This window comes from Ureibacillus sp. GCM10028918 (genome assembly GCF_042666115.1).
Taxonomy (GTDB): domain Bacteria; phylum Bacillota; class Bacilli; order Bacillales_A; family Planococcaceae; genus Ureibacillus.
Genome location: NZ_JBHTFK010000022.1, coordinates 31851 through 47314 on the forward strand (window position 1 = coordinate 31851; position 15464 = coordinate 47314).

General features: G+C 39.1%; 12 protein-coding genes. 1 reads left to right on the plus strand and 11 read right to left on the minus strand.

Going from position 1 to position 15464, the window contains the following annotated elements; translation table 11 throughout:
* Window positions 1-192: 192 nt before the first annotated feature.
* The 7 genes from ACFQU5_RS15795 to ACFQU5_RS15825 form a co-directional block, all read right to left on the minus strand.
* A complete protein-coding gene (locus ACFQU5_RS15795; RefSeq protein WP_390289833.1) occupies window positions 193-1371 on the minus strand; it encodes a CamS family sex pheromone protein in 1179 nt (392 codons plus the stop codon).
* Between the two features lie 14 nt (window positions 1372-1385).
* Complete coding sequence (gene ligA, locus ACFQU5_RS15800; protein WP_390289836.1) at window positions 1386-3386, minus strand: NAD-dependent DNA ligase LigA; 2001 nt, start codon at window positions 3384-3386, stop codon at window positions 1386-1388.
* Between the two features lie 65 nt (window positions 3387-3451).
* Window positions 3452-5707, minus strand: a complete 2256-nt coding sequence (gene pcrA / locus ACFQU5_RS15805) for a DNA helicase PcrA (RefSeq protein ID WP_390289839.1) — start codon at window positions 5705-5707, stop codon at window positions 3452-3454.
* Window positions 5708-5785: 78 nt separating this feature from the next.
* Entirely contained in the window at window positions 5786-6472 is a 687-nt protein-coding gene (gene pcrB, locus ACFQU5_RS15810) for a heptaprenylglyceryl phosphate synthase (RefSeq protein ID WP_390289842.1), read from the minus strand.
* Between the two features lie 263 nt (window positions 6473-6735).
* Window positions 6736-7053, minus strand: coding sequence for a YerC/YecD family TrpR-related protein (locus tag ACFQU5_RS15815; RefSeq protein ID WP_390289845.1), 318 nt, complete (start codon window positions 7051-7053; stop codon window positions 6736-6738).
* A 24-nt stretch (window positions 7054-7077) separates the two neighbouring features.
* Window positions 7078-8118, minus strand: coding sequence for a DUF3048 domain-containing protein (locus tag ACFQU5_RS15820; RefSeq protein WP_390289848.1), 1041 nt, complete (start codon window positions 8116-8118; stop codon window positions 7078-7080).
* 13 nt (window positions 8119-8131) lie between these two features.
* Entirely contained in the window at window positions 8132-9862 is a 1731-nt protein-coding gene (locus ACFQU5_RS15825) for an adenine deaminase C-terminal domain-containing protein (RefSeq protein ID WP_390289851.1), read from the minus strand.
* Between the two features lie 201 nt (window positions 9863-10063).
* On the opposite strand from ACFQU5_RS15825, the gene ACFQU5_RS15830 reads away from it, so the two are divergent.
* Complete coding sequence (locus ACFQU5_RS15830; RefSeq protein WP_390289854.1) at window positions 10064-10564, plus strand: YgaP family membrane protein; 501 nt, start codon at window positions 10064-10066, stop codon at window positions 10562-10564.
* Between the two features lie 80 nt (window positions 10565-10644).
* Here the strand turns inward: ACFQU5_RS15830 and purD are convergent, their stop codons facing one another.
* The 4 genes from purD to purM all read right to left on the minus strand — a co-directional run bounded on the left by purD (window position 10645) and on the right by purM (window position 15422).
* Window positions 10645-11901: a phosphoribosylamine--glycine ligase gene (gene purD, locus ACFQU5_RS15835; RefSeq protein WP_390289857.1), complete on the minus strand. Its 1257-nt coding sequence runs from the start codon at window positions 11899-11901 to the stop codon at window positions 10645-10647.
* Between the two features lie 246 nt (window positions 11902-12147).
* Window positions 12148-13674, minus strand: coding sequence for a bifunctional phosphoribosylaminoimidazolecarboxamide formyltransferase/IMP cyclohydrolase (gene purH, locus ACFQU5_RS15840; RefSeq protein WP_390289860.1), 1527 nt, complete (start codon window positions 13672-13674; stop codon window positions 12148-12150).
* A 108-nt stretch (window positions 13675-13782) separates the two neighbouring features.
* The gene (purN, locus tag ACFQU5_RS15845; protein ID WP_390289863.1) at window positions 13783-14367 is read right to left on the minus strand and encodes a phosphoribosylglycinamide formyltransferase; all 585 of its coding nucleotides are present in this window, start codon (window positions 14365-14367) and stop codon (window positions 13783-13785) included.
* A complete protein-coding gene (purM, locus tag ACFQU5_RS15850) occupies window positions 14367-15422 on the minus strand; it encodes a phosphoribosylformylglycinamidine cyclo-ligase (protein WP_390289866.1) in 1056 nt (351 codons plus the stop codon). Before purM ends, purN begins: the two co-directional genes overlap by 1 nt.
* Window positions 15423-15464: the final 42 nt, after the last annotated feature.

Below are 15464 nucleotides of genomic sequence, written 5' to 3' on the forward strand. Positions count from 1 at the left end.
GCCATTTTAATACATTGAATCAAACTCTATTATCGCCTTATGTACTATAAATTCAAACATACGATTGCTAAATTTAGTTAAGATAAATATTTAATAGCAGGCATTTAAGAGAGTTTTATACTAATTAGAACTCTCTTATGCTATACGGTTAACTCCACGAAAAAAAGCGCAGCCGCATGGGCTGCACATTTTTTAGTAGTCGTAGATATGAACAAATGGTTCTTCTTCATTACCTTCTTTAATAATCAGAGCTTCGGCACCATTAATAGATGTAATGCTTACCTCAATATCCACATCAACAGGTAGCTGCTGCATGATAACTCCCGATAAATACTGTGTAAATCCAATAATTTCGGTTGTGCCATAGAATTGAATTGGAACCTCAATCGATAATTTACGAAGTGTATTATTTTGATAGAATCCTCTTCCGATGACACTCGTATAATTTGAGAAGTACTTATCGATATCCTGTTTAAAGTTTTGGAAGCTCGTATTCACCGTTCGATAAAGTTCATCAGGTGAAGACATTGGGAACGTAACATACTTCTCGTCGATGCCTTGCCAATCTCCTAGAGCGTTTTGACCTTTTTCTGAAACGCTATATGAAAAATACGTTCCAGGGACAATGGAGTTATTGGCTGCCTGCTTAAATAGTCCAATGACGATTGGTACATCTTGAAGCTCAGCTCGTTGACGCAGACGGGAAATCACTACTTCGGCAATCTCTTTTCCCTTTTTTTCAAGCTCCGCATCAGGAATAGGTTCTTCAAAGGTATCGCCATATTGTTCTTTTTGGTAGTAGTAGATGGAGTTTAAAGCAAGTCCAATGGATATGCCACCAAGCTTTACTTTGTTATCCTCTGTTTTAACAAGGTAATTTTGTTCAATTACATGAGCTAAATAAATTGGCGCTTCTTTCGCTCTTGTTACGGGATCCAAAGTTGCACCATTCGCATCAACGTCAGCTGGATTTAACCCGCGCAGTTCCTCTGGTTGATCCTTATTCTGATTACTTCTTGCTAGCCAGTTACTAATTGTATCAGTATCTAAATACTGACCTTCCTGAAAGTAATAATTTTCTGTATCATAAACATTTTGTGAGAGCCGCATTAAACCTTCTTCTACTTCTTTTATGTCGTATTTTGTATATAAATTTGACACGACTAATCCACGGCTAGCACTTTCCTTGTATGGCACTAGCGTTCTATAATAACTATCATTCAATTGCATACTTGGGATGATTGTCGTTTCAACTACGCTTTCAGTTTCATCTGTATCTTTTAACACTTCTGTATCTTCTTTAAATGAAGGCACACAACCTGCTAGCATTGCAACAACGACCACCGCCGGAATCCAGCGAAATCGGTTCATCGTTTGTAGCTCCTTTACTGTTGTAATTGTTCTACTAGGCGGTCTTCGTCCCAAACTTCGATACCTAGTTCTGTTGCTTTTGCTAGCTTAGAACCAGCATCTTCACCTGCAATTAACAGGTCTGTTTTTTTACTAACACTACCTGTTACGGTTCCGCCCAACTCTTCTATTTTCGCTTTTGCTTCATTGCGTGTCAATTGAGATAATTTACCTGTTAATACAATTGTCTTCCCTGCAAATGGATTTTCCCCAGCTTCGACCTGTACTTTTTTCCCTTTATACATCATATTAACGCCAGCTGCTTTCAGTCGATCAATCAGATTTTTAACTTCATCTTTATCAAAGTAAGTTACGATTGAATCGGCCATTTTATCTCCAATTTCATGAACCGCTGTAATGTCTTCCTCTTTTGCAAGCATAAGAGCATCCATTGATTCAAACTGTTCTGCTAAAAGTTTGGCAGCCTTTTCACCAACATGGCGAATTCCTAAGCCAAATAGCAGCCGTTCCACTGAGTTATCTTTTGAACGTCCAATTGCTTCAACTAATTTTGTCGCGGATTTTTCGCCCATACGTTCCAGCTTAATCAGTTGGTCTTTTTCTAAATGATAAAGGTCGGCAACATCACGAATATATTCTGCACGAAGTAGTTGCTGTACTACTTTTTCGCCAAGGCTATCAATATTCATCGCATTTCGAGAGACAAAGTGTTTAATTCCTTCTGCTATTTGTGCAGGGCATGTCGGATTTACACAGCGTAAAGCTACTTCCCCTTCAATACGGACTAACTCGCTCTCACACGCGATACAATTTGTCGGCATTTCAAAGGGAACAGAATTCTCAGGTCGCTGTTCGAGAATAACGCCGATCACTTCCGGTATAATATCGCCGGCCTTATGAATAATGACTGAATCGCCGATTCTGATATCTTTTTCCCGAATTAAGTCTTCGTTGTGTAGAGAGGCTCTTCCCACTGTAGTCCCAGCTACTTGCACCGGGTTTAAAATCGCTGTTGGCGTAATGACACCTGTACGCCCTACTGTAAGTTCGATAGCTGTGATGGTTGTTACAACCTCTTCTGCCGGGAACTTATAAGCAATAGCCCAGCGTGGACTTTTTGCAGTAAACCCAAGTTCATCTTGATGGGCATAGCGATTTACTTTTACGACAATACCATCAATTTCATACTGTAGATTTGGGCGATTTTCAATCCACTTATTTATAAACGCTAGAACGTCTTCAATTGTTTCGCAAAACTCACGCTCTTTATTCGATGGGAAACCCAACGTCTCCAAATAATCAAGCATTTCTGCATGAGAATCGATTCCGTATGCTTCACCATCTCCACCGACTGAATAAATAAAAGTAGAAAGATTACGGCTTGCAGCGATTTTTGGATCTAGTTGACGGAGTGAGCCAGCCGCTGCGTTACGCGGGTTGGCAAAAAGATCCTCTCCTTTTTCGGCGCGAGCAAGATTCAATGCTTCAAAGGATTTTTTCGGCATATACGCCTCACCACGAACTTCAATTGTTACAGGTTCCTTTAGCCGAAGAGGGATGGCACGGATTGTTCTTAAGTTTGCTGTTATGTCCTCTCCTACCGTTCCATCACCGCGTGTAGCACCTTGTACAAACACACCGTTTTCATAGCGTAACGAAATGGCAAGCCCATCAATTTTCAATTCACACACATAAGAAAAGTTATCGCCTATTGCTTGGCGAATTTTCCGGTCGAAATCTCTTAGGTCCTCTTCACCAAAAGCATTCGATAAACTTAGCATCGGATAGGTATGCGTCACCTTTTTAAATCCTTGAAGCGGTGAGCCCCCGACACGGTTTGTCGGAGAATCAGGATAAATCAAGGATGGATTTGCTTTTTCTAGAGCAATCAATTCATGTAAAAGCTGGTCATAGACAGCGTCTGGAACAAGTGGATTATCTAACACATAATAGGCATGCCCATACTCATGAAGCAGTTTATTCAGCTCGGCAATTCGTTTTTCGATTTCGTTCATGTTATTCCTCCGTCATTAAATCTATAACTTTAACGTTTATCATCTGTGCTCTGATAGAGCTTAAATTAACCTTTTGTAATAGGGGCAAATTTTGCCAACAAACGCTTAATCCCAACATTCGGGAATGCAATATCCAGTTCAAGGCCATCACCTTCACCCTTGACACTTACTACCGTTCCAGTGCCCCACTTGCCGTGAACTGCTTTATCTCCAGCTTTCCATTCCATCTGGTTGCCACCAGTTGATTGCAGGTTTGCGATCTGAGGCTTGGTTTGGACATTGCCAATAGTTCGACGTCTTTGACTTTGAATTCTATTTCTACCTGCACCAAAAGGTAATTCTTCTTCGTCAAATCGATTTCCCGATTTAGAAATTTGCTCAATCACATCATCCGAGATTTCTTGCAGGAAACGAGATGGCATATTGTAACTCGAACGCCCATAGAGTGTTCGGGAACCGGCACAAGTTAAATACAGTTTTTGCTCTGCACGGGTAATTCCAACATAGGCTAATCGTCGCTCTTCCTCCATTTCAGCAGCATCATCCAATGAACGTGAATGAGGGAAGATATTCTCCTCCATCCCAATAATGAATACTACCGGGAATTCCAATCCTTTTGCAGAGTGCATTGTCATTAGAATAATGCTTCCTTTTGAAGTATCTTCTTTATCTAAAGAATCAATGTCCGCTACTAAGCTTAGGTCTGTTAAAAAGGCAATAAGCGTTTTGTCTTCACTGCGCTCTTCGAAGGCTTTCGTAACAGATAAAAACTCTTCAATATTTTCTAACCGACTTTCTGCTTCTATCGTCTTTTCATTTTCAAGCATTGCACGATAGCCAGACTTCTCAATCACTTGCTCAACAAGCTCCGTTACGGACAGATAGTCTTGCATCTTAGTGAAGTCTTCAATTAACTGATGAAACTTCTCGACGCTGCTTGCAGCTCTTCCTGTAATACCCATGAATAAAACTTCCTTCATGGCATCAAAGATGGAACGATCTTGTCCAATCGCATAAGATGCAATCTTTTCAAAAGAAGTTGCGCCAATACTTCGTTTTGGTTCATTAATAATCCTTGCTAAAGATAAGTCATCATCATTATTTGCTATCAGACGTAAGTAAGCTAATAAATCTTTAATTTCTTTACGATCATAGAACTTTGTACCACCCACAATTTGGTAGGTCATATTCGATTTTACGAGTACTTCCTCCATTACACGTGACTGGGCGTTTGTACGATATAGGATAGCAAAATCATCTAATGTACGATTTTCCTTCTCCATTAGTTTTTGAATCGTTTGGACTACAAATTGCGCCTCATCTTGTTCATGTGAAGCTTTATAAAGAACCAGCTTTTCACCATCTAGATTTTCTGTCCTTAATTTTTTGGGATAGCGGCTTTCGTTATGTTCAATTACATCATTGGCAGCTTGGAGGATCCGTTTTGTAGAACGGTAATTTTGCTCAAGCAGGATAACTTTTGCGTTAGGATAATCTTTTTCAAATGATAAGATATTGCCTATATCTGCACCACGCCAACGATAAATTGATTGGTCCGAATCCCCTACTACACATATATTTTTAAATTTTTGTGCAAGCATTTGAACAAGCTTATATTGAGAATGATTGGTATCTTGATACTCATCTACATGTATGTATTGGAATTTATTTTGATAGAAATCCAATACCTCTGGTACACGCTCAAAAAGTGTAATGGTTGTCATAATCAAATCATCAAAGTCTAATGATTGATTTCGACGAAGTCTTTTTTCGTATCCTTCATATACTTGTGAAATTACTTTTTCATATGGATTGTTCGGATTACTGTTTGCTTTGAACATATCTGCTGTAATACATTCATTTTTTGCAGAGCTGATGGCATTTAAAATTGCTCTTGGCTCAAAACGTTTTGAATCTATGTTTAACTCTTTTAATACATTTTTAACGACGGATAATTGGTCACTTGAATCTAAAATGGAAAAGTTTTTTGAAATGCCGATTCGATCGATATTACGTCTTAAAATACGGACACACATTGAGTGGAATGTAGATACCCACATACTTTCTGTTGTACCGTTTCCTAGTAGGTTATCGATTCTTTCACGCATTTCCCGTGCCGCTTTATTTGTAAATGTAATGGCTAAAATCTTGGAAGGGTAGACTTCCTTTTCGACAACTAAATACGCAATTCGGTGAGTTAAAACACGCGTTTTCCCTGATCCGGCTCCCGCCATGATCAGCAGTGGTCCATCTGTTGTTTTAACCGCTTCGGATTGTTGCGGATTCATGCCATTAAGTAAATTTTTTGTTATTTGTTCCATGATGCACCGCCTTCTATACAAACATTTGTTCCATTTTTATTATAACGAACTTTTCTGAACTTGTGAAATCAATATTCATCAAGCGTTTTTTACAGCCTCGACTGTTTTTAATGCTTGCTTCAAATCATCATAAATAATGTTTCCTACGACAACTGTATCGGCCAATCGAGCCATTTCAGCGGCCTGATCAGGACCAGTAATTCCCCCACCATAGAAAAGACGAGTCTCACTTAAAACGTCTTTGACAGAAGCGACAATCTCTTTGTCGCCATAAGCACCACTATATTCAAGATAGAAAATCGGCAATTTAAAATAGTTTTCAGCTAAGCGTGCATAAGCGATTACATCTTCTTTTGTTAAGTCTGTTTTCGCATCAGTTACCTCTGCCACCTTACAATCCGGATTTAATACGCAGTATCCTTCTGCCACTAGCTCGTCCCATACTAAAATATCACCATATTCTTTTATTGCTTCGTGGTGGAGATCCTTTACCCATTTTGTATCCTGGCTGTTTAATACACTTGGAATAAAGTAGTAATCAAAGCCTGCTAATATTGACTCTACATTGGAGATTTCTAATGCTACCGGCACTGAAAAGCGTCTTACTCGCAGTAAAATATCTATTACATTATCTATGGTTACATCATCTGTTCCGCCAACTAAAATAACATCTGTTCCAGATTCACATACCTTTTCCAATGCTTCCTCTGAAATTTCTTTTGCTGGGTCAATTTTGAACACATGTCGCCAATTTCTATAATCCATTCGTTGCTTCCCACCTATCAGTGCTAATTTTTCTATTTTTAAGTATCTATATTCGTTTACAAGTATAACGTAAACTAAACTAAAGCGAAAAAGTTTTCATTCTTCTAAATCTATTTTATAGAGATGGTGGAACAAAACAAAAAACTCAATTTTCTCTATGGAAATTTGATATTTTTTTGCTTGAAGGAAAAATAAAAAGGCGTTTAGCAAGTCTTGTTCGTTCGACTAACTAAACAGCCTATTTTGTTCTAGATTGCTTTTTATTATTTTGATGCTTGGAACGGTTTTTCGTCTGGATAAAGGCGACCCAACATTTCATCATAAGTATCATTTCCATAATCAAAACAGCGTCGTACACGTGAAATGGTTGCAGTTGATGCTCCCGTTTCCTTTTTGATAGATTCATACGTTTTCTTTAGGCGTAATAAATGGGCTACTTCAAAACGTTGGGCTAACGATTGAATTTCGCTGATTGTACATAAGTCATCAAAAAACTTGTAACATTCTTCTATATCTTTTAATTCTAATACTGCTTTAAATAATTGTTCGGTTTGGTGCCCACGAATTTTTTCGATCTGCATATAGTATTCATCCTTTCACATTTGCTAAGTATATTTTACCGATGTCATCATTCCTGGATTTGCAGGGACAAAGTGAATCCACGTTTTCCCTGGAACTAATTTCACTTCACTACCATCCATTTCTACTGCTTTTAATACGCCATCAATATTTTCCCAACGAACCTCTCGCATAAACCCTTGTTGGAACACATAAGCTGTGCCTCCAGAAGTTAAATCAATTTCTCTGCGACCTTCACTATCGATAACAGAATGATGCATTTCAAAAAATAAGACATTTGAAAGTGCAAGCGGTTCATTTGTCAATTCATCTATTGTTAATACATTACCTGATTGCCTTGTATAAGTGTTATGCTCTCTTCCATAGGTATATAAGCTATTAAATGAATCATTATGGCTATATTTAATAGCTACTGATTCAGCCTCAGTCCCTATATTAACACTTTCATCTTCTTTATAAAAAGTATACGACACTTTTTTCTGATAAAGAAGTGAAGTGCTCATTTTCTCTGCTGCCATTTCGATATTCTTACCTGGAAAATAGGAATTATGTGGTGCGACTCGATTAGAAGAACGTTGAAATAGGATTCCGTCGTATTGCATACCGTTCACATGATCAACTATATTATTTGCTAAGAGTTGCTGTGCCTCGGGACTGTAGCCATGAGCAATGTAAAAAGCATCTAGCCCTGCAGCCAGCTCAATGAAGTAATCCCTCGCACTGCGAATTGGTCCAATATCCTCAGGAATCTCTGATTGAAATAATGCTAGAAATCGTGTGACATCCCCCTCTGCCAACATCTCGTAAATTACATCGGCTGCTGCAATTCCAGATTGTGGACGGGCATCTGGATAATTATTAATTGTTGCTAGAATCGGGCGCCGTGTTACCTCGCTTGCAATTACCTCACCTGTAAATGGTGTAACGTATGGTAAATCAATATCTCCTGTTACTGGCATTACTTCTTCTGTTGTAGATTTGTTTTCTTCAGTGACTTCCTCTTTGTTCCCACATCCACCCAGTAAACAAATACAGGCTAACGCTGTTAGAAATCCATTAATACGCATAGAATTCGCTCCTTTAGCGCATCACAGCAGGCAACATCACTTTCTTTTTCATGACATCATATATCCCTTGTGGTGTGATACGAATATAAGGTAAATGTGTGGATTGCAAGAAGAATAGGGTATAAATTGCATCTGAGTGACTATATCCTCTTTCCTTTAAAGCCTTCGTAAGCAGCTTTTCATGCTCGATTAACTGTTCAACATCGCCATCAAAAAGCTTGCCATTAATTTTGAGAGGGATAGACGCAACTACTTCTTTATTTTCTGCTAGAACAATTCCACCATTTAATCTCTTTAACTCATTAAATGCAAACTTCATATCTTCTATGCTTTTTCCTATTAAAATTATTTCTCCAGTATTTGAGTAAGAGGAAGCAAATCCTTTTATATGCGTATCAAATCCTTTAAGCATTGTGTTAACTCGCCATTTCCCTTTTCGATCGATTAGCATAAGATAGCTTTCATCATTTCCAAGGGGAAGTTCTTTTTTACTAAATTGAAGATTAATAGAGAAAGGTTTGGTAATGACCTCGTTTGTTAGATGGATTCCAATCGGCATAGAAAATTGAAAATCATCATCAGTAATATCGAAAGGTATCGTAAAGTGGTTGAACTGATTCCAACTAATTTTAGGCAGACCTTTCACTTTCTTCATATCACGCTTTAACCAAATTCCTTTAGATAAAACAGATTCGGGATCAGGGGTCGATTCATTTTTCAGAATATTCAAGGTAGCAAAACGCCCAGTAGCAATAAGCCCATGCAAGTGTGATTTATTATAATAGCGAGCAATATTGTATGAGGCCATATTATAGGCATCAATCGGAGAAACACCCTCCTCTAGCGCGACGCGAATACATTTATCCATCACACCATCCTCATGGAATGCTGGAGTAGACCCGTCTGTTGTCATCATTAAATGATCAAAAATATCTAGCTCTTTCTCTAAGATGCCTTTTAATAATTGCGGTAAGTCCGGACGAATGGAAGAATGCCGTAGCGTTACATCAAAACCATGCAAAATTCTTCTTTCTACTTCTTCTGCCGTCATGGCTTCATGATCACTATCTGCTCCAAAAATCTTCATGCGTGCAAGTGTTTTTTCAGATGCTCCCGGGAAGTGTCCTTCCACCTTTTTTCCTTTAAGTTTCGCTGCCTGCATCCAATGCAGCATTAGATCATCTCCATGAATCAAGCGTGGCCATCCCGTTAATTCCCCGCCAAGAAGTACATCATCCCTTCCCAGCCATTCCAAAACAGATTTATTATTAAAGATTTCATCCTCATTTTGAAGCTCAGATTGGGAATCAAACCGAGCCCACCAATAAAATGAAAACGGCAACTTTTTCAATTGGTCCAAAAATGTAAACGCTTTCTGATTTGGCAATGAAAGGGCAAATGTCATGTTATCCGCAATGAAAGTTGTTGTTCCTCTTTGTGCAGCAAAGTCTGCAAATGAATGCGGGTTATATAGCTGAGTCGGATGAACATGCGGCTCGATGTATCCGGGTACCACTACTTTATCTTCCAAATCAATGACTTCCGTTCCAGAAAGGTCTGTCGGCATTTCATTTCCAACATAAACGATACGGTCCCCTAGTATCCAAATGTTTCCTACCAGCCATTTTTTTAGCACACTATGTAGAAAGCGAGCATTTTTTAAAACCATTGATGGTGCTAATTGCCCGTCGATTACAGCAACTTGTTTTCGGATTTCGTGAATTTTCCAGGTAGACTCTGGCATTATTAACACTCCTTTCTATTACTTATAATATTTATTTTGGTTAATTGATTTTTATACGCACATACTAACTTTGCTCAAAAATTGTTCAATTATTTATTGAGTATTTAGAAAAAAATAGTTGACTTTATCGTATCACAGCATTTTTTTAAAGAAAAGACATTTATTTGGTATTAATTTCACTTTGACAAAGGAGGACTTTACATGCAAGAGAATATTTCAGAAAAAAGTGGTTTTGTTCGATTGGCTCTGGGAACTGGGTTGACAGCATGTGGAATTGCTCATCTTGCAAAGGAGTCGGGCAACCGTGGTTTAGGTACTCTATTCATAGCAGCAGGTGCCATGAAAGTGGCAGAAGGAATTTTTCTTTATTGTCCAATGAAAGCTTTAATCAATTCCAATGTAAAACAAGCTGTTGCTACGACATTTGAAGAGTATTTGGATGGGGATAGCATTATGAACGCTTATAATGAGTTCTATACAGAAAAATGGGGCTCTGGAACTTCCCCAAATAGTTCTGGTTCTAACTATTCTCAGAACAGTTCTTCTCAGGCAACTGGCAGTTCTGGTGGTAGTGTTGAAAAAGCTGCCTCTGAAGTTGGGCAAATTGTCTCGAATGCGACACAAAGTGATTCATTGAAAAATGCGGCAACTCAAGCTGTGAAAACTGCTGCTGGTACGAATTCAGGCAAACAAAACAAGTAAAAAACATTCCTTAAAATAACGGATGCTTTAAGTCCGATTAAATAAATTAGGCAAGAGGGGGAATCCCTCTTGCCATTTTATTATTGGAAAGTTCTCCACCCAATATCTTTACGATAGAAAAATTTATCCCATTGCTGTTGTTCAATACCATTGTATACTTTTTCTTGTGCTTCTTTTAATGTGTTGGCTTTAGCAGCAACTAAAAGAACACGGCCACCATTCCCTACAAACTGTTCATCGACAAGCTTTGTACCGGCATGGTATACATCATAATTTTCAGTTAGGATATTTAGGTCTGGAAGTGGGTTTCCTTTTTCTACATCTCCTGGATAACCCTCTGCTGCAATAACAACACCTAACACGGCTTCGTCAGTCCACTGGAGATCAAAATAGTTCTCTTCCATTAATGCCTTCATAAATAAACCAAAATCAGACGCCATACGCGGGAGAACCACTTGTGTTTCAGGATCACCGAAACGTGCATTAAATTCAATTACTTTTGGCCCTTGCTTCGTTAAAATTAAGCCCGCATAAAGGATTCCCGTAAAGGAAACACCCTCTTCTTCCATCGCTTTAACTGTTGGTTCAACGATTTCGATATACGCTCTTGAAATATATTCTTGCGGAATTTGAGGTACAGGTGAATAGGCACCCATGCCACCAGTATTCGGTCCATTATCTCCATCATATGCACGCTTATGATCTTGTGCAATGACCATCGGATAAATTTGACCCTTATGAACGAATGACATAAAGGAGAATTCTTCCCCGTCTAAAAACTCCTCGATTACCACACGAGAAGAAGATTCCCCGAAGCGTTGATTACCGATCATATCATTAATCGCATCGATTGCTTCTTGTTCCGTCATAGCAACAATTACTCCCTTACCCGCTGCCAATCCGTCAGCTTTTACTACGATTGGTGCACCCTGTTGTTCAATATATGCGATGGCTTTCGAAGCATCCGTGAACGTTTCATAAGCAGCTGTTGGGATATTATACTTTTTCATAATCTCTTTTGCATACGATTTACTACCTTCGATTTGAGCAGCTGCTTTCATCGGCCCAAAAACTTGCAGTCCTCTTGCTTGGAAAAAGTCAACGATTCCACCAGCCAGAGGTTGTTCAGGTCCCACAAAAGTTAGATCCACTTCATTTTCCTTAGCAAATTGGGCAAGTCCCGCAAAATCCATTGCATCCAAAGCAACGATTTCCGCATCTTGCCTCATCCCATCATTACCAGGGGCAACAAATACCTTGCTTACAGAAGGAGAATCATTAAATTTCTTTGCAATAGCATGTTCACGTCCACCACTACCAATAACTAGAATGTTCATGTGAAATGCCTCCTATATTTTTATTGTTGAGATTTTGATACTGTTTGGTTACGAGCGGGTTGCACTTGTTTACGAGCGCTTTTCTCCCTATTACGAGCGACTCGACAACTTACTCGCAAGTTCAACCCGTTTACTTGCGAGTTTCACTAGTTTATTTGCCATTTGCGCATGTTCCCAAACCACAAATCCTAAAAAACGCCCGGCTCATCGCCGAGCGTCTTAAACCACTTCATACTGTATTCAAAATTAGTGTTTAAAATGACGTACGCCTGTAAATACCATAGCAATTCCGTATTCATTGGCCTTGTCGATGGAATCTTGATCTTTTATAGAACCACCTGGTTGAATGATTGCTGTAATACCGGCTGCTGCTGCTGTTTCCACAGTGTCGTTCATTGGGAAGAATGCGTCCGATGCTAAAGCTGCACCTTTCGCTTTCGTACCAGCTTGTTCTAGGGCGATTTTTGCAGAGCCGACACGGTTCATTTGACCTGCCCCAACGCCTAATGTCATCTGTGCATCCGTTACAACGATTGCGTTTGATTTCACATGTTTTACTACTGCCCAGCCTAATTTTAAGGCTTCCCATTCTTCGTTAGTAGGCTCGCGATCCGTTACCACTTTTACATCTGCTTCGGCAAATCCAAAAGTATCATCTTCCTGTACTAACAAACCACCTTCAACAGATACGACTTTCAGTTTATCTTGGTTCTCTTGTGCGAAGCTGATTGTCATTAAACGGATATTTTTCTTTTGTGTTAAGATTGCTAGGGCTTCTTTTGTAAATGATGGAGCAATAATAATTTCTAAGAAAATACCGCTTAATTTTTCAGCAGTAGCGATATCTACTTCACGGTTTAATGCAATAATTCCACCGAAAATAGAAGTTGGATCCGCTTCGTATGCTTTATCGAATGCTTCTTCGATACTAGCACCAGTACCTACTCCACATGGATTCATATGTTTTACTGCAACAGCAGCTGGAATTTCAAATTCCTTTACAATTTGAAGGGCAGCATTTCCATCTTGAATGTTATTGTAAGATAATTCTTTCCCATGCAATTGAGTCGCATAAGCTAATGAAAAATCCGAACCTAAACGCTTTTGATAGAAAGCGGCTTTTTGATGAGGATTTTCACCGTAACGTAACGTTTGTTTTAATTCATATGTCATTGTTAAATTTTCCGGGAACTCTTCTTCTGTCAAATAATTCGAGATGTATGAATCGTAAGCCGCTGTGTGACGGAATACTTTTGCCGCTAGGCGCTTACGTGTTTCAAGAGTTGTTGTCCCTTGAGCCTGTAGCTCTTCAAGAACATTTACGTAGTCATTAGAGTCTACAATTACTGTTACATACTGATGGTTCTTCGCTGCAGAACGCAACATTGTTGGACCGCCGATATCAATATTTTCAATTGCATCGTCCCATGTTACATTCGGTTTTGAAATTGTTTCTACAAACGGATACAGATTTACACAAACAATTTCAATCGGTTCGATTCCATGTTCATTCATTTGTGCTTGGTGAGAAGGATCGTCAAATTTGCCTAAAAGACCCCCATGAATGAATGGATTTAATGTTTTCACACGGCCATCTAGAATTTCAGGGAATTTAGTTACTTCATCAACAGCAGTTACCGGAACATTGTTATCTTGCAACATTTTTTTCGTCCCGCCAGTTGATAAAATCTCGTAATCTAATGCTACTAATTCTTTTGCAAATTCTAAAATTCCATCTTTGTTAGAAACACTAATAAGTGCACGTTTCGTCACGAAAAGACCTCCAATTATGTAAATAAATTTATGTATTAAATTTCGAGAGCATCACAAATCTATATGATGCTCGACTCGAAACTAACAAACTACCCAAAGAGCCCATTTTCAATGAACTAATTTAATTTCATTTTTAAATAGCTTTTGCAATGTATTTGTATAAAGCTCATGTTCAACCGCATGAATACGCGCTTCCGTTGCCGCACGATCCCCTTCGACTACTTCCACTGCCGCCTGGCTTAGAATCGGACCTGTATCCATTCCTTCATCCACAAAATGAACCGTTACTCCCGTAACCTTTACACCATGCTCCATTGCTTGTCCAATCGCATCCTTACCTGGAAAGGAAGGCAGTAAGGACGGATGAATATTGACGATTCGATTCGAATATATCGACAACAAGGTGCTGCCAATCAAACGCATGTATCCAGCAAGAATTATCCACTCTACTTCAAGCTCTTTCAAAGTATTAATGATTTCCTGCTCATAAGCTGCTTTTGTTTCATATTGTTTGGCAGTGAATGAAAATACAGGGATATTAAAGTTTTCTGCTCGTCTCACAACGAAAGCATCTGGCTTATCTGTTACAACAATTTGAATTTGAGCATCCAGATCTCCATTTTCAATTGCTTGTTGGATTGCTTGAAAATTACTTCCGCTACCAGAAGCAAAGATGGCAATTTTCGCTGTCATTATTTCAAGCTCCCATCATGTTGTCCGTTAAATACGACACCTTCCCCTTTAACGACACGACCAATCTTGTATGCTTTTTCCCCATTTTCTAAAGCAACATCTATAACTTTATCTGCCTCAGAAGCCGGTACAGAAAGAACAAATCCAATCCCCATATTAAAAACGTTATATAAATCTTTATCAGCTAACGCACCTTTGTCTTTTAAAAATTCAAAGACAGGTAGTACCGGCCACGATTCCAGGTCGATTTCAGTTGCTAATCCTTCTGGCATCATACGAGGAAGGTTTTCGTAGAAACCGCCGCCCGTTACATGAGCCATACCATGGATATCTGCTTGTTTCAAGATTTCCAGAACAGGTTTTGCATAGATTTTAGTTGGTACAAGTAGTGCTTCTCCGATCGGGCCAAGATCTTCGTAACCTTCCACCACATCATCAACTGCAAAGCCATTATCAGCAAAGACAATTTTACGAACTAGTGAATAACCGTTGGAATGAACACCGCTTGAAGCAAGACCAATAAGCACGTCGCCTTCTGCAATTTTTTCACCTGTGACCACATTCGCTTTTTCACAAGCACCCACTGCAAAACCAGCTAAATCGTATTCATCTTCATCATAAAGACCAGGCATTTCAGCAGTTTCCCCGCCAATTAATGCACTACCTGCTTGTACGCATCCATCTGCCACACCTTTTACAATCTGTTCAATTTTTGCAGGTTCAGCTTTCCCAACTGCAACATAATCTAAGAAATACAGGGGCTCTGCACCTTGAGCTACGATATCATTGACACACATTGCAACACAATCCACGCCAATTGTATCGTGTTTGTCGACCATAAAAGCGAGTTTTAATTTTGTCCCAACACCATCAGTACCTGAAATAAGGACCGGTTCTTTTAAGTTTAGAGAGGACAAGTCAAACATGCCTCCGAAGCCGCCAAACGTTCCCATGACACCTAAACGATTTGTACGTTCAACATGGGATTTCATTCGGTTCACTGCTTCGTAACCAGCTTCTATATTAACGCCCGCTTGTTCATATGCTTTTGACATGACTTTTGAATCCTCCTCTTATCGATTCGCCTTGGCGTAATT

Coding starts and splice junctions, on each gene's coding strand:
- ACFQU5_RS15795 (WP_390289833.1), bottom strand. CDS start 1,371: ATGAACCGATTTCGCTGGATTCCGGCGGTGGTCGTTGTTGCAATGCTA.
- ligA (WP_390289836.1), bottom strand. CDS start 3,386: ATGAACGAAATCGAAAAACGAATTGCCGAGCTGAATAAACTGCTTCAT.
- pcrA (WP_390289839.1), bottom strand. CDS start 5,707: ATGGAACAAATAACAAAAAATTTACTTAATGGCATGAATCCGCAACAA.
- pcrB (WP_390289842.1), bottom strand. CDS start 6,472: ATGGATTATAGAAATTGGCGACATGTGTTCAAAATTGACCCAGCAAAA.
- ACFQU5_RS15815 (WP_390289845.1), bottom strand. CDS start 7,053: ATGCAGATCGAAAAAATTCGTGGGCACCAAACCGAACAATTATTTAAA.
- ACFQU5_RS15820 (WP_390289848.1), bottom strand. CDS start 8,118: ATGCGTATTAATGGATTTCTAACAGCGTTAGCCTGTATTTGTTTACTG.
- ACFQU5_RS15825 (WP_390289851.1), bottom strand. CDS start 9,862: ATGCCAGAGTCTACCTGGAAAATTCACGAAATCCGAAAACAAGTTGCT.
- ACFQU5_RS15830 (WP_390289854.1), top strand. CDS start 10,064: ATGCAAGAGAATATTTCAGAAAAAAGTGGTTTTGTTCGATTGGCTCTG.
- purD (WP_390289857.1), bottom strand. CDS start 11,901: ATGAACATTCTAGTTATTGGTAGTGGTGGACGTGAACATGCTATTGCA.
- purN (WP_390289863.1), bottom strand. CDS start 14,367: ATGACAGCGAAAATTGCCATCTTTGCTTCTGGTAGCGGAAGTAATTTT.
- purM (WP_390289866.1), bottom strand. CDS start 15,422: ATGTCAAAAGCATATGAACAAGCGGGCGTTAATATAGAAGCTGGTTAC.